This window comes from Pedobacter namyangjuensis (assembly GCF_003313325.1).
Lineage (GTDB): Bacteria > Bacteroidota > Bacteroidia > Sphingobacteriales > Sphingobacteriaceae > Pedobacter > Pedobacter namyangjuensis.
Genome location: NZ_QMHQ01000006.1, coordinates 88,066 through 109,883 on the forward strand (window position 1 = coordinate 88,066; position 21,818 = coordinate 109,883).

A 21,818-nucleotide genomic window follows, 5' to 3' on the forward strand; every position below is an offset into this window, starting at 1 on the left:
AAGCACCTGCACTGCAATTCAGATAATTCAGTCCCGTTTTCCGTGACAATCTTTTTGTGTTCCTCGACTACGATCAGAATGACACAAAAAGGATTTCCACTTCAACCGGGTTTAAAAAGCAAGTTCTCTGATACTATTTGATGGCTAGGCTTATAATCATTTATTAGTTTCGGCAGTTGGAGTTGCCGGCTGATAGTGCATTAGCCTGTCATTCCGACATTAGAGGAATCTGCCTTCGTAATCTAATCTGCAGATTCTTCGCTTTGCTTTGAATAACAAGCGTTGCTTATATCTAATTTCAGAAGGTGAAGACACTAGCAGATAGAAAAAAAAGGAACTAATACCCTAAAGGGCTTTATCCAATTTCTTAAACGGGCGTCTGGTAATTGTTTTTTTTAGCTTCATCCATTGTTCATCAAAAAAATCGCAAGAAAGATAATTAACCCCTACTCTTAAAGCCTTTAAACCACTCACGCCTTGCAATTCCTCTAACTCCAAATTCTCTAAATCGTCTTGTAAAAAGCCTTGTTCCTGCAAATATTTGATGTATTCTCGATACTCATTTGCTTCGTAGGCATTAAAATAAACCATCGCAATTTTGCCGGGTTGCGTTAAACGTTCGTCGGTCCCCTTTATCAAAACCTTGTCGATACGTTTTTTTACTACCTCGTAACGAATGTTGTAGGCTCCTTCAACATCAAATCTCCTTTCATCGTTTCTAAAACTAATATCGATCGGGTTTGAGTGGATAAAAATCAACTGTGTTGTAAGTAATGGCCTAGGCATTTGGCTAACCAAACTATTGGTTAAACGGGCAACTTCTACCATTGCCGTAAGTTGCCAAAGACGAATGTTCTTCAAATAAAGTAGATCGAACGGTACATCTGGTGCTATCTCCTGCCCTATGTAAATATCGTACTCTACACCATCAGTTCTAAACTTGGCAAAATAACAAGGATAGGTTTCTTGCAAGCCTTGTTGCGCATCTTCAAGGTATTCGCTAACGGATGTATTTATAAACTGCATAGAAGTTTCTAAAGTTCTTCTATTTGCAAAGGCTTCGCCAGTTTGCGGATTTATACTTTCGAAATAAGATTTAACAATTAAACTTGCATCAGGGTGGCCGATTTCTATGTGTTTAAGCATTGGATAAACCTCCAATTCTAAAAACTCGTTTAGTAAAGCTTCTTCGCTGGAGCTAATAAAATCATCTATTTTTTTTGCCCATTCGCCACAGTTGAATAGAATTTTATCCAGTAAATCCAGCCTTACAATCTTTCTTAATTCAGACAAGGTCTCATTTAGTTTAGCTAATTGAACCTTTAAATCTTCTTTTAAGGCGTAGTTACGTTCTATAGTAGAACTTTTAATATCTACCGCTCCAAAAAGCGGATACAATCCTTTAAATGTTACCGTATCTATCTCAAGCGTTTTCTTTTTATTCTTGCTTTTCTTTAGATAATCCCACACCACTTGGTTAAATTTCCATTGAACAGAGGGTTGTAAGGCGGTAAATTTGTCCTTAAGCACATCGTCCATTTTAAAATTAAACTCTTCTATTCTGTATTGCAAAAGCTGACCTAGTAAAGGCAAGGCCGAATGAAATCTCGATAATAATTTATCATCTACCACTAAATTTTGCTCTGAATAAATTTCCATTATCCCAGCAAGCTGGTTATTATAAAAAATTGGCACAAACGAATAGGAATTTACTCCGTTCTTTCTTAAGATATCCAAAAATGGAAATTTCTCAATTTTCTCGTCCGTTAGGTTATTAAAAAATACCGGACGTGGATGATCAATATATTCGTTTACTAAAGCAAAAAATGTCTCTTCTTCTATGTCGTATTTTTTTGCCGAATCAAGAAGGATACTTTGAGAATTTAAATCATTATCAAACACAAACTTATTGTTGACCATTAGAAACGGTAACAAGCCAAATTCAATATGTCCGTTACCTGCTAAGGTTTTTAAGGCTTGAATTACGTGATCATAAGCCTCCTTTTCGTAAGTGTGATTAACCAATGCATTGCGAATACCATCTATTGCATGTTGCAAGGTTACGTCGGTTAAGGTAATAACGCAAAAGCCATCAAATTTAAATTTCTCTAATGGTAGTAGTTCCGAAAGCAACTCGATCTCGTTACCTTCCTGAATTTTTGCAGAAACAAGCTCAAAATTTAATTCTGGTAACTCGCCGTCGAAAGTTATATCAACAAATTGCGTATCCGGAATAATATTATAATAAGTAGTTAAATGGGTATTTGGGTTTTTATAAGCATACAATATTTCGTGTCCAGAAATAGATGTGTAGTTATAAAATCTTTGCAATATCATTTTATAAATAAACTGCAGCTGTTTAGTTTCCTTAGATTCTTCTTTATAACCATTTATTCTTTTTTCTTCCTGGTGTAGGCTGAAAAAATCGTAAAATGCATCAGTACTAAAAAATATACTTTCGGGCACAGGCGTGCTCATTGCCCAATATAAATCTTTTTCGTTAGCCATTAATGGCGTTAAAATAGTGAAGATCAGTTCGAGCGTATCTTTATATTTAGCTAAATCTTCTACTTTAACATCATTGTTAAGCGCTTCTTCACGCTCTATTTTTTCTAATAAAAAGCGGTAAAATTCGGCCTTTAAAGTTTGTTCTGTTTTAAGTCTGCCCTTTAAGTAAGCTATTAATGGTCTAAAAGATAGGGTATACTCTACCTGACAAGCTACACACACATCTCCGTTAATCTTTATAACACTTGTATTCATCTTTTCTGTTTATTAATATCTAAAGCTCATAGATGCGTACGGATACCAACCTTCGGTTGAGTGCCCCATTACAAATCTGAAAACCGTTAATGATGCTGGAGCAAAATATAAACCTGCGCCAACTCCATGATGCCACTTGTCTGACCTATCATTACTCGCCCAAACCCTTCCAACATCATAAAATCCCATCAATCCTACTTGCCCAGGTAAAACGTAACTTACAAAATCTCCTAATTTGGCTCTAAGTTCTACATTATTATAGAAAGTATGCTGACCAGCAAATCGAAATTGACGATAACCTAACAAATTACCCTGTCCGCCTAAGAATAAACTTTGGTAAAAAGCTGGTTTTCCAACAGTTATACCGCCACCAAAACGGTTGGCAAGCACCAATTTCGCACGTCCATCAAGATTTTTATATAGTGATATATTTCCTGTAAACTGTCCAAAAGAATTAGAATTGCTATTCAATCCTTTATTTGCTGTCCATTTAAAATCTACAAAGCTGCCAAGAGTTGGCAGTAAATCGTTATCGCGGGTATTGTTGCTAAACTTAACTACCAAACCTGCAAAAAACTTGTCTTTATCAACCGTTAAACTATCGTACGAATGCAATTCTGAAGGGATAGCAATAAAACGGCCAGCATTATCATCTAAGTCTAATTGATAAAACTGCAAGTTTGTGCCGATGCTAAAACTAGATTTCGGTCTACGCCATCTCAGTGCAGTTTCTACATTGTACAAACTAAATCTAGATCTGTAGTACCTAATTCTATCATCAAACTTGGTTTCGTTACCAACGCCAAAGAAGTTTTGCGTATTGTTAGGTGCATAGGCATCTGCATTGATAGTCAAATCTGCTTTGCCAATTAATTTCAACCAATCTCCCTTATAATGAAAACGGTAGGCTTCGGTAGCAAAAGCGTGCAGAAACGAAACATACTGCGAGTTACCATAAGGCTCTTTTCTAAAGCCGGGGTTTGTAACCTTGTAATTTAATCCTAAAAGGATTCCATCATCTAAATTATAACCAGCACTTAAATTAATAGAACTTCTGCCGTACATATCTTTATTATAGAATGATACGTTTGAAGTATCTACGGCAAATTTCTTTCTCAGCATATTTTCGTCATCGCCTTCAAACTTAGAATTTCCATTTTTACGACCGTAAAGCTGTATACCTTTAGTTGCATTTGGTACGTCGTAAACTTTTTTACCTGCTCCGGCTATTATTCTAAGTTTTATGTTCGATGTTTTGTTATCGATATATAAACTATCATTACCATCTTTAACATATAAACGTACTTCTTTAGTAATTTTTGGGTCGAAGGTATTACTGAAAATCTCCTCTTTGATATTACCTTCTTTTGAAATTTTATTTACCTGAACCTTTAAATAACCGCCGGTAGAATCGGTAATAACAACTTTTTCGTTTTTATGACTTGCCTGGATATCGACTATACGATTAAAGAAGTGATAAAAATCATTCATCAATTTTGGCAATGACGCTCTGCGCTCTTTTAAACGTGTTAAAAACTGATCGTGGCGTAAAGTGTAGTTCGGTTCTGGCAAATGTTTTAATGCCTTTTCAAACACATCGTCAGTCAGTTTATCGCAAAAATCTTTCACTGCAGCATCCCATTCAGCTTCAGTATACTGTGATAAAAGCCTGCTGTTCATCGCTCTTCCCTCCCACAAAAACCAATCTATGTTTTTAATTTCACGTTCGTAGCCTTGCATCATCGGCAAAAGCGACGAACTTTGAGCAAAACGCTGTATAAACCCATCAGATCCGTAAAAAACCTGATCCCTGTCTCTAGGAACAGCAATATAGTTTTTCCCCTTTTTTGTCTTATCGGTTTTCCATCTCCATTGGTCTTCGTGCCTATCCCAATCGCCTATTAAGATATCTAAAGCTCTGGCTCTTAAATAAACACCAGCATCATAAGTGTTGTCGTTATCATCATCCAGCTTTTCAAACATTTTAGTGGTATTGTCCGAATCGCCGATAGGCTCTCTCTCTTCTAACAAACAAAGTGTATTAGCGAAGGAAGCACCATAGTCGCCGAAATTTTTATCCGGCGAAACCCAACCTATAATTGGTGTTGAATGCGGCACATCTACCGCTTTGGCCAAAGTAGGTACAACTAATGCCCCAAAAGGATGTTGCGCAGACATATTGTCTTTTAAAATATCCTTTGCAAAAGTTTCTCTCAAACCTTGTGGCAACAAAACTTCTGGAAATTTTTCTACGCTTCTTAATACATACTCTTTTCCATCCTTATCTTCTAAACGCAAAGAACGAGATTGGTTACCACCACCCAACTGTGTTGGTTTTAAGCCACCTTTAATTTCAGAAATACGCAATACCGGAAATTTAGTTTCCATGGCGTAGTCCTTACGATAATTTTCGCCAAATAAAAATCGGTGCAATTTGCCAACGCTATCATAAGAAGGATGAACCTTTACCAAAATGCTATCGGCCTTTATCACCTTTAACTCATTTATTTTAGGTGGTTTTATTTCTTTATACGGTTGGTTGTAAGTAAAAACCTTTACCACGCCTGTATCGGTATAGTTGTAATACTCGTAGCGCATGTCGTTATTTTGCAACTGATCTGCCACCACATAACCTTGGTTAAAATCTTGGTAAAGCGAATTTTTCCCTTTTTTATTAGGATTCATTTTCGCACCTGCACCACTTACAATTTGTAATTGTTTGCTTTTAATTAATTGCAAACCATGCTCATGCCCAGCAGCGTAAATAACGTTTGGCCTATCTCCAAAAACAGCGTTTACGCGTTTAATCATATCCTTGTAAGCCGGATGATTCAAATCTTCTGGACTTAAAAAAGTTGAACGTAAAAACGGATAAAGCGAGCCAATAACTGGCATTGGAATGTATAATTTTTTGTTTAGCGAAGTAAGCGGAAAAAGGTGGTTACGTAGGGTAAAATATCCGCCATGCGACCCATAACTTTGAAATGGATGATGTGAAGCTAACAAGATAACTTTATCTCTATTTTGCTCCATTAAATCCTCCATTTTCGCAATTACCTCGTCTTTGGTATTACAATCGCAGTCGGCACCCGGGTTATCTTTTTTGTATGGAAACAACCACCACTCGCTATCGTAAGCAATTAAAGTTAATTTATCAGAAAGTTTTATAGCTACGGGGTCTGGACAGCCATTTGCAGGAAGAAGCTTTAAAAGCGGATCGTTAAAAGAAGCTAAATAATCGCCTTGCGCCTTAATTTTCGCTAAACCATTTGGACCAGATTTATCCCAGTCGTGGTTGCCGGGAACGAAGTAAACCGCAGCGCCAGCATCACGCATAGGCTTAAACTGAGAGTTTAAAATGTTACTGGTTTCGGAAAAATCTCCATAACCAGGAATTGCCATCCCGCTTGGGTAAATATTATCACCAAGAAAAAGCGTAGTGGTTTTGCCTTTAATTACGTGTTTGGCAGCGTCTTTCAAAGATTCAAACTGCCCGGTATTCATTTCTCCGGCATCGCCGATAAGAATAACACGGTATTTTACTGATTCTTGCGAAAAGCTACCAAAATAGGCAATTAGTAGCGTAAGCGTAATGGATATTTTTTTAAACATACCGTGTTTGAACGTTAGATAATTACAAAATTAAGGTTTTTTATAGTCGAACCTTAAAATATTACCGGTTTGAGTTTCACTACCTTCATTAGAGATAAATAAGTTCCCATCTTTATCAAAAGCAATTCCTTCTGGCTGATTAAAAGTATTTGAACTAAGGTGGTGCGTACTAATCACGTTGAATTTTTCATCGGCAATTAAAAGCACTTTATTTACCGAAGATACGATAAACCATTGCTTTGTAAGTGGATTTATAGCGAGTGCAGATGGATGAAAGGTGCCCTTTTTCTTTCCGCTCATTTTATCTAAATTACTAACGTCTATCTGAAAGGTGCCCTTTGATTTTAACGAACCATCAGCTTGTAAAGCTAATACGTAACCGCTTGTTTTTTTGGTGTCTTTGTCAACCTTGCAGTTTTTACAAAGTACATAAACATCGCCAGTTGTTTCATTTGCAAACATACCTTCGTACTCACCCTTCGGTATTAAATCTTTGGTTTCCTTTACATTTTCAACTTCTTCTTTGCTCGTTTCCGTTAATGGAAATGTGTAGAAAGTTCCATTACTTTTTAAAAGGATAGCCCAACCTTGCGCTACCGCAACATCTTCATAATCGCCTTTTTTGCCAAATTTAGTTGCTTTATCGTCCTTAGTGCCCAATGGCAAACTAAATAATACGCCGTCTTCGTCTTGTTGGGCGTAAACAACACTATTGTCGCCTTTGTTAAACGCAATACCGGAAATTTCCTGCAAAATATCTGGCATACTATAACGCTTCGGATTTTCTAAATCATAGCCTTTAGGATTTTGCGCCGCTACAGCTTTTTTCTCGGCACACGACCAACTCGAAAGACTAATTACGAGTGCAAAAACCACCAAAATAAAGTAACGATTTGGTAGGTGGGATATGTTATTTTTCATCTTTCTCATCTTTTAATAATTGACATATACGATATTGAGACTGTATTGGCTCGTTTTTGTTAACAATTGGTTCATTTTTTAAATTTCCGTCTAATCTAACTGCCTTAACATTATCTTGCATTTGCAAATCCAAAATAGCCAGAAGTTGTTTTTTTATTTGTTCATCTCGCAACGGAAAACAAACCTCGATTCGGCGATAGATATTTCTATTCATCCAATCTGCAGAACCCAAATATATTTTGGGCTCACCTAAATTATGGAATACAAAAATCCTTCCATGTTCCAAATACCTGTCAACAATTCTGGTTACGGTAATATTTTCACTTTGATTTTCGACGGCGGGAACTAAACGACAGATACCTCTTACAATTAAATTAACTTTTACGCCAGCGTTAGATGCTTCGTACAATTTGCTGATTAAAACCTTCTCTTCTAAATTGTTTAATTTAATAGTTATCGAAGCTTCTTTTCCAGCAAGTGCATTATCAATTTCCCTACTTATTAATGCTAAAAATGTTTCCTGCAGGTTAAATTGAGCAACCAGCAAATGATTGAATTGTATAAAATCCGTGTCTGAAGGTTTTACCCTCTTGGCGAGAAAAATAAAAAGCAACTCCATTTCTCTAAGCAAATCGCTATCGGCCGTCATCAGAATATGATCGGTGTAAAAATTGGCGGTAGTTTCGTTAAAGTTGCCGGTAGCCAACAGGCCTACGTACGAAGTCCTTAACCCCTCTTTGCTTTTTACCAGCGCAATTTTTGCATGTACTTTTAATGCAGTTACGCTATAGCTGATTTTAACCCCAGCCTCTTTCATCTTTTTAGCCCATTTGATATTGTTGGCTTCGTCAAACCGTGCTTTTAGCTCTACCAAAACGGATACTTTTTTACCATTTTTAGCTGCGCTGATTAATGCGTTAACAATTTTAGAGTCGCTGGCAACACGATAAAGCGTAACATAAATTTCCTCTACCTTTGGATTAGTAGCGGCCTCGTTAAAAAAACGTAAAATGGCATCGTAAGATTGATATGGCGTATTTATTAAAATGTCCTTCTTATGGATTTGCTCGCTTAAGGTTTTACCGACAATCAATTTTGGATAGCTTATTTTTTCCCACTTAGGATTTGACAATTTTGCTTCCTTAACAGGAAAATCTGCCAAATCTTTTAGGTTATGGTAATTGCCTCCGGCTACCAAATTGGCTTTTTTAAGGTTTAATTTTTCGATAATTAAGCTTAACGTTTCTTCTGGCAAGCCTGGCTGATACAAAAACCTTGTAGCTAAGCCAAAATCGCGTTTTTGCAATTGCTTTTCTAGTTGCTCTGCAAGATTACCTGCATACTCGTCCTTTAGATCAATTTCTGCATCACGAGTAATTTTAAAACTACAACAGCTATTAATTTTTGTATCTGCGAACAACAGGTTCAAATTTGCTTTAATAATATCATCCAGAAAAATTATAACAAGATTATCGCCTTTGGTTATTTTGTAAAACCTGGATAAATGATTTGATGGTATGTTTAAAATGGTTGTTTTTTCAACGTCGCCTTGGGTTAAATTAATAACAAAATATAGCGCATTGTTTTCTGGAAAAAACGCTTCATTGCCATTGCTTAAGTCGACCGGTTGGAGGAAAGCTAAAACCTGACTAAGGAAGTAAGAGCTTACTTCTGCTGCAAGCGATTTAGGAATAGGCTTTCCGTAAATAAAATCGATTTTGTTTTGGTGCAGTTGAGGAATTATTATCTCTTTTAAAATTTTCCCGTAGGTTTCTTGTTGTTCATGTATTGCTTCGTTTGCATTAAGCAGTAAGTCATCGGCAATAGAAATTTCGTTGTTGTCTTTTCTACTCAGCTTATCAAGAGCTAGCAAAACTGGCATTCTAACTCTGTAAAACTCATCGAGATTACTCGAATAAATAGCTAGAAAATTGATTTTTTCAAGCAAAGGAACGTCATCGGCCAATGCCTCATTTAAAACTCTTTCGTTAAACGAAAGCCAGCTCAGGTCTCTATCAAACAAAATGGGATTTTCGCTTAGCATCTTAATCTAATTTTCCGTAGGCAACGTAAGAAATTATGTATGCTAAAACCGCAGCGATTAAGCCAAACATAAAAATATTGTACGCAGTGCGGATAAACTTGTATTTTCTGCCTAATACCACGCCTTGAGAATATACGTCGGTAATTAAAGTGCCGTACAAGAACTCCTGGTCGTTCATAACCTTAATCATTCCGCTACTGTAATCCTTCAAATCCATTTTATAGAAATTACCAAAAAACAGCAGGTTTACTTTTTTATTCTCGATATCGTGGTTGCTAAAAACACCGTCGGGAATTGATGGTCTGGTGGCAAGAATGGAATAAATTATACAAGATAAACTAACCATTAGCAAAATAAAAGTGGGCACAATTAAAAATGCATTATCTTCCAATCGCCTTAAAACCAAACTCACAATTAACGATAAAATAATGGAATTAACCGTAATTAACAGCTGCGCCTTGTTATCGGCCATATCACTTAAACGCTGGTTGTTGGCCGAGGTAATCCTAAACATGGTTTCAATACCTTTATCGGGTCTCGCTTTGTCTTTTGTATTCAAAAGTTTTTCGCCGTCTTTAATTTTCACAGGCGTACTTACCGTTATTTCTTCAACTTTTTCAATTTCATTGAGTTTAACCTTAAGTTTTTCGAGATTTTTAGCTTTCTGATCGTTTAATAGCAATCTGCAATAATCTGTGTGGTAATTGTGTTGACTTAAAAACTCAACATCTTTTTTGCGCCAATCTTTTTTACCTATTTTTTTTCCAAGCAACTCTGCCTCTTTGTGCATTAATTTGCCTTTTTGCCTAAAGTTTTCAGAACCTAGATGAAATAAATCACCATCGCACAAAATACTTTCTAATTGGTTAGTTGGTTTTTGTGGCATTCTGGTAGAGAGAATAACCTGCTTTACATCAGAAATTACTTCGACAGGAACCTTTTTTTCTTTTAAAAAAGCTTCAGCAAGTTCCGTGCTCTTCTCTTCGTGTCGAATAATATCTTCGAAATAACCCGTATCATGGAACCAAGCGGCAGCGTAAACTGTAAAAAAATCTTGCTCACTTAATTGGTAATGATTGGCAATTTGTACTGTCGCTTCTACAACATCTTCTGTATGTTTTAGATCGTGGTAAACAAGTCTTGCATCATGATGTTGTTTAAAGTAGTTTAGCACATAACTTTTAACTTCATCTTGCAATTGTATATAATTCATTTTATTTTTTTGGTTAAATACCTTTGCTTAACGTAGGCAAACTAAGGTTTATTTTAAAGCATAATAACACACCAATATCGGCTTAATGTTTTAAAAATAAACTTTTTTTAATTTAAATTTTAACCAAAGAGAAAGGTTTCAGATTCGCTCTTAAAACTACCTTCAAAAGCGTTGCTCCAGAGGATGTATTTCGACCGCAAAACAACTATACTAGTTATTTGTTAAAAGTCCATATTTCTTTAAAAATGACTACAGAAAAATCGAGATTTCAGTTCCTACCATTTGTGATATGTATAGCCATCCCAATTTGTGTTGGTTTTGTAGGCAGTTTGCTAACTATGGAGTCTGTTAAAACATGGTATACTACCATCAATAAACCATCTTTCAATCCGCCAAATGGCATATTCGGGCCAGTTTGGACAAGTTTGTTTATCTTGATGGGAATTGCAAGCTATTTGGTTTGGAAACAGCGTAAAACATCATCTAGATATTACACCGCTGCCATGCTATATTTGATTCAGTTAGTTTTTAACTTGGGTTGGTCATTTCTATTTTTCTACCAGCAACAAATTGGCTTAGCACTTGTAGAAATAATTATCCTTTTAGCGCTAATAATTGCAACCGCAGTTAACTTTTACAAAATAAATAAAGTAGCGGGTTGGCTTTTTGTTCCCTATATACTTTGGGTCAGTTTTGCGTCTTATTTAACTTATTCTATTTATATTTTGAATTAATTTTAAAAGAAAAACAATATTTTTATAGGGTGATTTATCCTAAAAAACTATTGATTTTTATGCTGTTGCTTTTAACCACACAAGTTAAAGCGCAAAAAGTTGGCGTAGTTTTAAGTGGTGGCGGTGCCAAAGGCCTATCGCATATTGGCACATTAAAAGCATTAGAGGAAAACAACATTCCGATAGATTATGTAACAGGAACATCTATGGGAGGCATTGTTGGAGCCATGTATGCGGCCGGTTATTCTCCAGCTCAAATAGAAAAAATTGCGTTAAGTTCCGATTTCCAAAACTGGGTAAGCGGTAAGTACGAAAGCGATTACAGTTTCTACTTTCAAAAAAGCAATTTAAACGCATCTATTTTAACTGCTAAATTAGCCATAGATACCAGTTTACGCTTAAGTTTTAGGCCTAACCTGGTAAATGATATACCTTTAAATTTTGCTTTACTAGAGCTTTTCTCGCAGGCATCTGCCATTTCTAAAGATAATTTCGACAATCTTTTTGTACCCTACAGATGCATGGTTTCTGATGTTCTATCGCAGAAAAGCATAACTATGAAAAATGGAAGTTTGGCCGAAGCTGTACGTGGTACCATGACAGTGCCGTTGGTTTATCGCCCAATAAAATTAGACGACAAATATGTTTTTGACGGTGGTCTTTACAACAACTTCCCTGCTGATGTTATGAAAACAGAGTTTAAACCAGACTTTGTAATTGGCGCTAACGTTTCATCAAAAACTTTTAACGAATACCCAAAAAACGACGATCGTTTGATGAATCGCTTATTAGTTTACATGTTCCTATCCAAATCAGATTCTACGTTGGTTGGCGAAAATGGTGTCTACATCCAACCAGATTTATCTGATTATAGTGTTACCAACTTTGCACCAGTTGCCGAACTTATAAAACGGGGTTACGACGCAACCATGGCAGACATGGAAAATATCAAATCTCGGGTTAGCAGAAGAGTTTCACCAGAAGAACTGCAAATAAAAAGGCAGGCTTTTAACCAAAGAAAACCCGATTTAAAATTCAGTAACGTAAAAGTATCTGGCGTTAACAATCCTCAAAAAAAATACGTAGAACGACTTTTCAAAAGCGATCAACTTACATTTAACTTAGACGATATTAGAAGAGGCTTCTATAAGCTTGTTGCCGATGAAACTTTTGAATCAGTTTATCCAAAAATCGCCTACGAACCTTTATCAGACAGTTATACTTTTGAAATCGTAGCTCAACCAAAAAAGAGTCTTAAAATAGATTTTGGCGGTAATATTTCCTCCAGGCCAATTAGCAATGTGTATTTGGGTTTGCAATACAGCTACCTAAATCGTAAGGCTTATACCTTCGGTGCAAACGTTTATTCGGGCAGGTTTTACGAATCGGCACAGTTAAATGGGCGTATAGACTATCCATCTGGTGTGCCACTATTTTTGGCTGCAGAAATTACATACAACCACTGGAATTACTACAATACCAGCCAAATTTTTATAGAAAACCCAAAACCAACCTATATTGAGCAAGGCGATAGAAAAATAGACTTAAAGTTAGGTATGCCGCTTAACCGAAACGCCCGTTTAATTGCCAATGTAGCTTTTATAAACAACAACGATAATTATAGCCCCACCAATACTTTTTCTGTGGGCGATGTGTTAGATAGAACCGTTTTTAATGGACTAAGAATCGGAGTAAACTTCGAGAAAAACTCGTTAAACAGAAAACAGTATGCTAACCGAGGTCGTAATTTTTTAGTAAGTATAAATTATAATACCGGCAGAGAAAACTTTACTCCCGGCAATATCCTTATTAATAACGGTTCCCTGCCCAATCCAGATCCAGTTCAAAGAAGCTTTAGAGAATGGGGACATGTTAAAGTAAGTAGCGAACAATATTTCTTCCATACTAAAAACTACACTTTAGGTTACTTGTTAGAAGGCGTTGCTTCCAATCAGCCTTTATTTCTAAATTATTATGCAACTATGTTAGCTTCGCCTGCATTTTACCCACTGCAAGATAGCAAATCGCTGTTTTTAGAAAATTTTAGAGCGTCGAGTTATTTGGCGGGCGGCTTAAAAAATGTCTTCGCGTTAAAACGTAATTTCGATTTCCGTTTAGAAGCTTACACGTTTATTCCCTATAAAGAATTTGAACAAAACGGACCACAAGCTGTTAGGTTAACAAAATCTTTTAGCAAGTTTCGCTATGCCGGAACCGCTGGTTTAGTTTACCATACACCAGTTGGCCCCATAAGTTTTAGCTATAATTTGTACAACGATCCTATAAAAAGACATGGAGTATTACTACATTTAGGCTACTTAATTTATAATAAACGATCTATAGAATAACCGATGAAAAACATTACGCTACTTTTTTTCATGCTAATATCTGGCACAGCCTTTAGCCAAACCGCCGCCATTAATAATTTTATAGTAAAAGAAAGCCTTTTAAAAAACAGCAAGTTAGCCATTATTGCTGCCGATTCTTTAGAAACACCCATCGAAAGTATCAATGGTTCATATACTTTTAGTGTTAGTGGATTTACCCAACAACTTAATTTTAACAACGGAGTGGCCATTTTACCTATGCAAGTAGATAAATCTACTTTCGTTTACATTAAACACCGCAACGATTTAGGTACACATAGTAAACTGCTTTATGTTTACAAAAAAGACGAAAACTTAAATCCCTTTACCATCAGCCGTGTCTTTTTAATTATTATCCCCTTGTTAATAATTTTCTTGGCTTTTGCATTTAAAAAGTTCATCTACATCGCCATATTTCTACTGGTTATATTTTTCATTTTTAGCTATAGCAACGGTTTAAATATTTCTACGTTTTTCGAAACTACATTCGATTACCTTAAGAATTTGGTATAGATTTTTTAGAAAAACAAAGTTCGTTTGCATCGGCAATTGTAGTCCGGCTTTACGCTTTACTTCGTGCCCGCTTCAATCCGGTTTATAGTACCACGCAAAAAGCGCTTTTGAAACATTGCAAGGGATAGGTATTTAAAGCATTATCTAAACTAACAACTTAGAATTAAACGCCACGGCCTACTTAGGTAAAATAGCTTATTAATACTAAGTTAAAAAGGCATTCCTATACCGAAGTTGTATTGAAGAAAACGATAGGTATCTGGAGCGTTAGTTATGGCGTAGTTTCGTTTAAAATCTCTTCCTCCACTTAAAAGCTTGCCAATTACCCACTGCTCAGAACCTGTAAACTGCGGATCTTTAACCTTTACACCAACATCAAATCTAAATACGAAAAACTGTACATCGTAACGTAGGCCGAATCCCGTTCCAATAGCAATTTGTTTATGCAATTCTTTTAGGCTGAATTTTGCGTTATTCTGTAAATCATCGTTAGATAGATTCCAAATATTTCCCATATCAACAAAAGTTGCACCTTTAAGCTTGCCTCCGAAAAAGTTTCTACTTAACATATACCTGTACTCCAGATTGCTCTCAAAACGTATATCACCTAATTGATCTAATCCAAAAAGCGAATTTCTTAACTCTGGTGTAGCCAAAACAGCTCTGTTGTAATTTCCTGGTCCTAATGTTCTAGCCTGCCAAGCTCTTATACCGCTAGATCCGCCTGCAAAAAATAACTTTTCAAATGGAACGGTTACCGAATTTCCATGGGCAAAACCAACGCCGGTATTAATTCTTGCAATAAACTGTTTATCAGGCCCCAGGCTTTTGTACCAGCGCACATCAACCTCCGGACGAACATATTGATTAAACGGCAAACCGAAAACCGTTCCGAAGTCGTCGTTTTTGGCGTCGTGTATGTTACCCAAAGCTCTATTAGCTAATTGCAACAAGTTACCGGCCATATCTATATTACCCCTAAAATAAATAAAGGATTTATTAGCCAACAGCTTATCTGCGTTTAACGAATAAGCGTACTTAACACCTAACGTAAAGTCTTTTCTACCCAAGAGCAGAATGTTGTATATGTTATTTGATAACGACTCCTGGTTAGCATCTGAGTTTTGCGGATCTATCAGTACATTACCAAAACGATATTCGAAATTTAATGGCGTTAAAGAGTGAAGTTTAGATTTTGTTTCTACCCAATCGTACGTTACCGAATTTATAAATACCCTTCTAACCGCAATATCTTTTTGCAAAGCATACAAATAACTAGTTGAGAAAGTGGTAGAAGGCATTCCGTTTTTGCCCATACGCGGAATCGAAAAAGGCAGTATTAATCTCGGTACAGATAAACTTGCACTCATAGCAAAATCTCGCTGGTAGATATCAGAAAAGATAGAAGTATTTTTAGAAATACGAGATTGCAAACCTCCTTTTATCTGAAATTGAAATCGCTCTGCGCCTTTTAAAAAGTTATTATCGGTATAAGTATTACTGATGTTAAAACCAATGGTACCACTATTAAAAGGCAACTCGCCCTCAATCCTATTACTTCTTCTTTTTTGAGGAATAAGCGTTATAATCGGCAACAAAGTATTGGTGCTGTCTGGGTCTTTGCGGTAATCTATTTTAACGTTTTTAAAAACGTTAAGTTCATAAAGCCTATCATAGGTCAGCTTCTCTTTGTTTATATCGTATGTTTCGCCTTCGCGAACAAAATTATACCTCACAATGGGGTTACGTCTAAATTTACCAGACATATCCATAAAAGTTAAGCCTCTAAAATTTTTAAACTCGCCTTTTAAACTGTCGAGATTTAGGTTTTCAGGAAAGCCTTCTGAGTCTGGCGCTATTACCATGTGCGACTCGCCAATGGTATAAACTTTATGGTTTTTCGCTAAACTATCTATCGGGTTATCGATAATTAACTTTACGCTTACCTTGCTATTATTCTGGTTAGAATCTGGCGAATACCTTACATACGGACGTACGAAATCATAATATCCACTTTGGCGCATTACCTGGTAAATCTGCTCTCGCTCATAGCTCAACGAATCCTCATCATACTGCATACCTTCACGCAAATGCGTAAAAGTTGGTTTCTTGTTCAGGTAAATTGCTTTTAGGTTGGTATCTGGAATTTGATAAGTAATTTTATTTACAAAAAAAGCCGGGCCAGGTTGCGCTACGAAACGTAGTTTGGCTTTCTTATCTTCCACACTTATTTCAGATTTTACCTTCGCCATAAAAAAACCCTTACTTTTCAAGAATTTTTCTATCTGTGTTCTAGATATTTCTACCAAAGCACTATCTAAAATTGGTGGCGGCGAGCCTAATGGCTTTATATTGCTGGTTTTATACTTGCCATCTTTAGTGTTAAAAATATTATAAATGGCAACGTTAATACCTAAACCACCAGATGGCCGTATATCTTTTTGCACATAATTAAAAGCTTGCTCTTGGTAAGTTTCGTCCAAACTGTCTATTTTAACCTTTTTAACTATAGATTGATAATCTTCGATATATTTTGTTGAAGAGCATCCTGCCAAGAAAACAAGAATAAATAGTAATTTTGCAATAAATGGTACCTGTGGCTTATTGTTAAACTTATATGCTTTCAAAATCTCAAATCAGTTTTATAAAATCTCTTCATCAAAAAAAGTATCGCAAAGAAAGTGGAATTTTTATTATTGAAGGTATAAAATCTATCACAGAATTCATAAACTCAGATTACCAATTACATAGCATATATTATACCGCACAATTTGCGCCCTTATTGCCTAAAAACACAGCAAATATAAAGTTATTTGAAGTAAACAACGCCGAATTAGGCAAGATTAGTACGTTGCAAACGCCACAAGGTATTTTAGCTCTGGTAAATATTCCTGCTAAACAAAAATTAGAACCTAAAAGTTTGCAAAACTGTTTTTCCTTAGTATTGGATGATGTACAGGATCCAGGGAATTTTGGCACAATAATTAGAACGGCAGATTGGTTTGGAATAAAAAATGTTATCTGCTCCGAAAATACTGTAGAAGCCTATAATCCTAAAACGGTACAATCTACCATGGGCTCGCTTTGCAGGGTTAATTTATTTTATACCAATTTAAATAGTTTTCTGGCTGATACAAAAGTTCCCATTTTTGGTGCATTATTAGAAGGAAATAACATTTACAAAACCGACTGGGGTAACGAAGGACTTATTTTATTAGGAAACGAAGGGCACGGAATAAACAAAAATCTGATAGAAAAAATTACCAAACCGATAACTATCCCTAGATTTGGAGATGCAGAATCGCTAAATGTGGCAGTATCTGCTGCAATATTTTGTAGCGAAATTAAAAGAGGAAATAATTAATTTGAAATAAAAGCATTTCTGCTTTGCATCATAAAGATTAATTACTATTTTTGCAACCTTGAATTTAAAAGGTCGAGTGGCCGAGTGGCTAGGCAGAGGTCTGCAAAACCTTGTACAGCGGTTCGAATCCGCTCTCGACCTCAGATTATTATTAAAAAAGATATAAAGCTAATTATCATGGCAGTAACAAGATTAAAAAGAAAAGACAGATACAATAAAAACGTTTCTCGTTTAGAAGTTAAAAACTTAAAATTAGCTACTAACCTAGAGTTAGGTAGTCGTTCTCAACAATCTACAAAAGATCAGTTGGCTAAAAACAATGCTGTATTAGCTAAATTAGTAGCTAGCGCATAGTTTTAGATTTTTCTTAAAAAACTTTAAGCACTTCAAATATTTTTGAGGTGCTTTTTTTATGCTTTTAAATTTCTAAAAAAGCTTCCTGGTTTTCTAAAATTCTCGCTTTAGCTAATGTTTTTTTAGCTATAAATCTCTACTTTCTTCTTACTACCGCAGTAGAAATGAATTGATTTATTGAAAAAATCAAAACCAAACCATTCTCAAATTCCTTATTATATAAAACACTAAGGTTATACTTAAATACTATAATTATGAAAAAAGAAAGTGTACTGGTTGAGCGAACATTTGATACGCCTATAGCTAAAGTTTGGAGCGCAATTAGCGACAACTCGGAATTAAAAGAATGGTATTTTGATATTGAAGAATTTGAACCGAAAGTTGGTTTTACATTTGATTTTTTAGCTGGTAGCGAAGAGAAAAAGTTTTTTCACCTTTGCGAAGTTACAGAGGTAGAGGAAGAAAAAAAACTGGCTTACACTTGGAGATATGACAATTATCCAGGAAATTCTACCGTTTGTTGGGAACTTAAACCAGTTGGCGAAAAGACTTTGCTTAGATTAACCCATACCGGATTGGAAACTTTTGCAGAAGCAGGACCAGAGTTTACAAAAGAAAGCTTTACAGAAGGCTGGAATTATTTTATGCACGATGCATTAAAAAACTATATCGAAGGATAAAACAACACGCATAGAAACGTGGCGAGCAAAAAATAATCAACTCAAGCTTTGCTACGTTTCTATGCGATAATTCAAATTACTACTAGTAAAAAAAATCCCGATAGGTTAATACGGATAAGATTAAAAAGTTAAATTTGGTTTAAAACCAAACAATGGAAACAATAAAAACCATATCCAATTATATCAAATCCTTTCCAGAGGAAACACAAATCCTACTTAACCAAATTTACCACACGATTAAGAAAGTGGCTCCAGATGCAACGGAAAGTATCAGCTATGGTATTCCAGCATTTAAATTAAACGGAAAACCATTGGTTTATTTTGCAGGACTTAAAAACCATATCGGCTTTTACGCAACCCCAACTGGCCACGAAGCATTTGTCAATGAATTATCTAAATACAAACAAGGAAAAGGATCGGTACAATTTCCGTTAAAGGAAGCTATGCCCTTAGAATTGATTGCAAGAATTACAAAATTTAGAGTGGATGAAAATTTAAAAAAGAAGTAGAAAAGCCATGGTGTTTAGTTCACCAAAGCTTTACAAATTTGTTTAATTAATCCTGGCCCTTCGTAAATAAAACCGGTATACAGTTGCACTAAACTTGCACCAGCTTCTATTTTTTCTTTTGCATCTGTTGCAGAATGTATGCCTCCTACCCCAATAATAGGGAAAGATTTATTAGATTTTTCTGCTAAATATCTAATTACTTCTGTAGATCTTTTTGTAAGTGGTTTACCGCTCAAACCGCCCATTTCGTTTTTAACTTTCTCTTCGCTGTAAAGTCCATTCCTATCAATTGTTGTGTTTGTAGCAATTACGCCGGCTATACCGGTTTCCTTTACAATTTCCACAATGTCATCCAGCTGTTCGTCTGTTAAATCGGGTGCAATTTTAAGCAGAATAGGTCTCGAAATATCATTTTTCTTATTTCGTTGTTGCAAGGTATTTAACAATTGCATTAAAGGTTCCTTTTCTTGCAAAGCACGTAAACCTGGGGTATTTGGCGAGCTAACGTTAACTACAAAATAATCTACCACATCAAACAAACGGTCGAAACATTTAATGTAATCGCTCACCGCGTCTTCGTTAGGCGTAGCTTTGTTCTTGCCAATATTGCCTCCAACCACAATATGAGGATGGCTTTCTTTCAACAATCGCAAACGTTCCGCCATCACATCAACTCCTTTGTTATTAAAGCCCATACGGTTAATAATAGCTTCATCTGCTTGCAAACGAAACATACGTGGCTTATCGTTTCCGGGCTGAGGGAGCGGCGTAACGGTGCCAACTTCAATAAAGCCAAAACCCAGATTGCTTAATGCCTCAACATATTCCCCGTTTTTGTCAAAACCAGCGGCCATACCTACCGGATTTTTGAATTTAATACCAAAAACTTCCCTTTCTAAACCTTTAATGCTAATATCATAACTACCTCTAATAATGGTTTTGCCCAAAGGGAAGTAATCATTGAACCACTTTAAGCGTTTTACCACAAAGTGATGGACTTTTTCAGGGTCAAATTTAAAAAAAACAGGTTTGATTAGGCGATACATGGCACGAAGATAAATAAAAAATCAAAAGTTAAATTTGAGTATTTATTTTTTTGAAAAGCAACAGCATCATCAATGGCAAAAACAGTCCTTTGCTCTGCTCAAATGGCTGGCGCTACGCTTGCCATAACCGCGTCGCCAAGGTTTATTATACAAAGCCGGTATCGTAAACTCAAGTCGTTATGTTCAAAATAAGTTTTCTTATTAGAGCCAGCAACCAAAAATATCATCCTTAAACTGACTGACAAAAAAGCTAACCTCTTCAAAACCTCCGATTTCACTTCAACCTATTGAAAATGACCTGTGTTAACTAAACCCGATTGAAATGAAAAGCCCGCAAACGAGTTTACGAGTGCGGACTTGTAATAAAAAGCGGGACTGCCGTCTAATAACAGCAGAGCTAGCCTTTTCTAAAATTTTTAATGGCGTCGGTACTAATATGCTGCCGTAAACTGTTCTTGATGATGGGCATTGTTCTCCAACTCATCGGCAATTGCTACAGCTAAATCTTCGCCAGACAAGATCGAACGTCCTTGCTCGTTAAAAACTGGACTTGTTTTGCCTAAACGATAGTTACCAGTACGGCCAGTTGTTATGCCTGGGTGCATTTCAATAGCCGGGCTAAAGAACAACCAATCTAACTCTGTTTCTTCTTTTAGCGTATTAAAATAATCTCTCACTGCAGATGCCCCAGGATAAATTTCGGCCGGAAAATCAGGACCATCGACTAATTGCTTTCCATCTATTTGCAAGGTACCAGCACCACCAATAAAAATATAGCGCTTAACACCCGATGCTTTTACACCTTTTTGAATGGCGTTTGCACCAATAACCGTATCGTTGTAAAGATTTGGATTAGTCCAGCCTGCGTTAAATGCACTTACAACAGCGTCGGCGCCTTTTAGCGTTTGCGCCAACTTTTCGGTATCCAAAACGTCAACCGCTACCTTCGTAAGTTTTTCGTTTTCATTTTCTATTTTTTCCGTACTACGAGCTATTGCTACAACTTCATGACCGCGAGAAGTTAACTCGTTTACTAAATTTTTGCCGACAAAACCTGTGGCTCCTATTACTGCTACTTTCATGTTTTTTAGTATTGCGATAAGCGAATTTGCATTCTGAGGCTAATTTCACTCATCTGTTTTATAAATTAATTAATTGTAATATTATTTGTTACAGTTTACATCAAAAAAATTTTATTCGAATTGCTGACTGAAATCAGCCAGTGTTTTTTTATTCAACTGATCAATCAAAATCTTTTCTGTATCGTTATATAAATTATTTAAATGCTTGTTAATGTCTTTACCAACCGGACATTTAGGGTTGGGTGTATTTTTTTGGTGGCCTAATAACGAAAGTTGCTTAACACTATTATAAACTGCTGCCAAAGTAATTTCTTTGGCCGAAACAGCTAGTGTACTGCCTCCATTTTTACCTTCTTTACTCTGTACGAAACCATGCTTACGCAAACTGCTTAGCTCTTTACGCACCAAAACCGGGTTGATATTAATACTGCCAGCCAAATATTCAGAAGACAAGAGCTCGCCTTTTGCTTGATCTAGCAAAGTTAATAGGTGCAAAGCGATAGCAAATCTTCCGTTATTCATTCTGTAATTATTTTTATTACAGTACAAATGTAGGTGTTATTTTCGAATCTGAAGAATTTTAGCAAAAAAAAATGCAACAGCTCAGCTTTCACCAA

The 21,818-nt window shown here is 36.0% G+C and carries 16 protein-coding genes and 1 tRNA gene; 8 read left to right on the forward strand and 9 right to left on the reverse strand.

Translation table 11 applies throughout. The features are described 5' to 3' along the window. Nucleotides 1-345 precede the first annotated feature (345 nt). The 5 genes from DUT69_RS18735 to DUT69_RS18755 are packed head-to-tail and all read right to left on the reverse strand — an operon-like array spanning nt 346 to nt 10,553. The gene (locus tag DUT69_RS18735; protein WP_113654814.1) at nt 346-2,763 is read right to left on the reverse strand and encodes a GAF domain-containing protein; all 2,418 of its coding nucleotides are present in this window, start codon (nt 2,761-2,763) and stop codon (nt 346-348) included. A gap of 12 nt (nt 2,764-2,775) precedes the next feature. Further along, nucleotides 2,776-6,375, reverse strand: coding sequence for a BamA/TamA family outer membrane protein (locus DUT69_RS18740; protein ID WP_113654815.1), 3,600 nt, complete (start codon nt 6,373-6,375; stop codon nt 2,776-2,778). A gap of 30 nt (nt 6,376-6,405) precedes the next feature. Beyond that, the gene (locus tag DUT69_RS18745) at nt 6,406-7,296 is read right to left on the reverse strand and encodes an SdiA-regulated domain-containing protein (RefSeq protein ID WP_240186765.1); all 891 of its coding nucleotides are present in this window, start codon (nt 7,294-7,296) and stop codon (nt 6,406-6,408) included. After that, nucleotides 7,286-9,340 carry a polyphosphate kinase 1 gene (ppk1, locus tag DUT69_RS18750; RefSeq protein ID WP_113654816.1) on the reverse strand — a complete coding sequence of 685 codons (2,055 nt, stop codon included), beginning with the start codon at nt 9,338-9,340 and terminating at the stop codon, nt 7,286-7,288. Before ppk1 ends, DUT69_RS18745 begins: the two co-directional genes overlap by 11 nt. A gap of 1 nt (nt 9,341) precedes the next feature. Then, nucleotides 9,342-10,553: a Pycsar system effector family protein gene (locus tag DUT69_RS18755; RefSeq protein WP_113654817.1), complete on the reverse strand. Its 1,212-nt coding sequence runs from the start codon at nt 10,551-10,553 to the stop codon at nt 9,342-9,344. Between the two features lie 245 nt (nt 10,554-10,798). On the opposite strand from DUT69_RS18755, the gene DUT69_RS18760 reads away from it, so the two are divergent. The 3 genes from DUT69_RS18760 to DUT69_RS18770 are packed head-to-tail and all read left to right on the forward strand — an operon-like array spanning nt 10,799 to nt 14,166. Then, nucleotides 10,799-11,287: a TspO/MBR family protein gene (locus DUT69_RS18760; RefSeq protein WP_113654818.1), complete on the forward strand. Its 489-nt coding sequence runs from the start codon at nt 10,799-10,801 to the stop codon at nt 11,285-11,287. A gap of 59 nt (nt 11,288-11,346) precedes the next feature. Continuing rightward, nucleotides 11,347-13,635 carry a patatin-like phospholipase family protein gene (locus DUT69_RS18765; protein WP_113654848.1) on the forward strand — a complete coding sequence of 763 codons (2,289 nt, stop codon included), beginning with the start codon at nt 11,347-11,349 and terminating at the stop codon, nt 13,633-13,635. A gap of 3 nt (nt 13,636-13,638) precedes the next feature. Continuing rightward, on the forward strand, nt 13,639-14,166 hold the full coding sequence (locus DUT69_RS18770; RefSeq protein ID WP_113654819.1) for a hypothetical protein: 528 nt from the start codon (nt 13,639-13,641) through the stop codon (nt 14,164-14,166). A gap of 209 nt (nt 14,167-14,375) precedes the next feature. Here the strand turns inward: DUT69_RS18770 and tamL are convergent, their stop codons facing one another. Beyond that, nucleotides 14,376-16,793, reverse strand: a complete 2,418-nt coding sequence (gene tamL / locus DUT69_RS18775; RefSeq protein ID WP_240186766.1) for a translocation and assembly module lipoprotein TamL — start codon at nt 16,791-16,793, stop codon at nt 14,376-14,378. Here tamL and DUT69_RS18780 point away from each other — a divergent pair. From DUT69_RS18780 to DUT69_RS18800, 5 genes are all read left to right on the forward strand, one after another. Further along, a complete protein-coding gene (locus tag DUT69_RS18780) occupies nt 16,784-17,530 on the forward strand; it encodes a TrmH family RNA methyltransferase (RefSeq protein WP_113654821.1) in 747 nt (248 codons plus the stop codon). The genes tamL and DUT69_RS18780 overlap by 10 nt on opposite strands. A 70-nt stretch (nt 17,531-17,600) precedes the next feature. Further along, nucleotides 17,601-17,671: transfer RNA gene (locus tag DUT69_RS18785), tRNA-Cys, on the forward strand. Between the two features lie 36 nt (nt 17,672-17,707). Beyond that, nucleotides 17,708-17,884, forward strand: a complete 177-nt coding sequence (locus DUT69_RS18790; RefSeq protein ID WP_113654822.1) for a spore protein — start codon at nt 17,708-17,710, stop codon at nt 17,882-17,884. 254 nt (nt 17,885-18,138) lie between these two features. Next, nucleotides 18,139-18,564, forward strand: a complete 426-nt coding sequence (locus tag DUT69_RS18795) for an SRPBCC family protein (protein WP_113654823.1) — start codon at nt 18,139-18,141, stop codon at nt 18,562-18,564. A 152-nt stretch (nt 18,565-18,716) separates the two neighbouring features. Beyond that, nucleotides 18,717-19,073, forward strand: coding sequence for an iron chaperone (locus tag DUT69_RS18800; protein WP_113654824.1), 357 nt, complete (start codon nt 18,717-18,719; stop codon nt 19,071-19,073). A gap of 14 nt (nt 19,074-19,087) precedes the next feature. Here the strand turns inward: DUT69_RS18800 and DUT69_RS18805 are convergent, their stop codons facing one another. The 3 genes from DUT69_RS18805 to DUT69_RS18815 all read right to left on the reverse strand — a co-directional run bounded on the left by DUT69_RS18805 (nt 19,088) and on the right by DUT69_RS18815 (nt 21,723). Beyond that, on the reverse strand, nt 19,088-20,119 hold the full coding sequence (locus DUT69_RS18805; protein ID WP_113654825.1) for a quinone-dependent dihydroorotate dehydrogenase: 1,032 nt from the start codon (nt 20,117-20,119) through the stop codon (nt 19,088-19,090). Between the two features lie 431 nt (nt 20,120-20,550). Then, nucleotides 20,551-21,219: an NAD(P)-dependent oxidoreductase gene (locus tag DUT69_RS18810; protein ID WP_262511046.1), complete on the reverse strand. Its 669-nt coding sequence runs from the start codon at nt 21,217-21,219 to the stop codon at nt 20,551-20,553. Nucleotides 21,220-21,312: 93 nt separating this feature from the next. Further along, on the reverse strand, nt 21,313-21,723 hold the full coding sequence (locus DUT69_RS18815; RefSeq protein ID WP_113654827.1) for an Rrf2 family transcriptional regulator: 411 nt from the start codon (nt 21,721-21,723) through the stop codon (nt 21,313-21,315). Between the last annotated feature and the right edge of the window lie 95 nt (nt 21,724-21,818).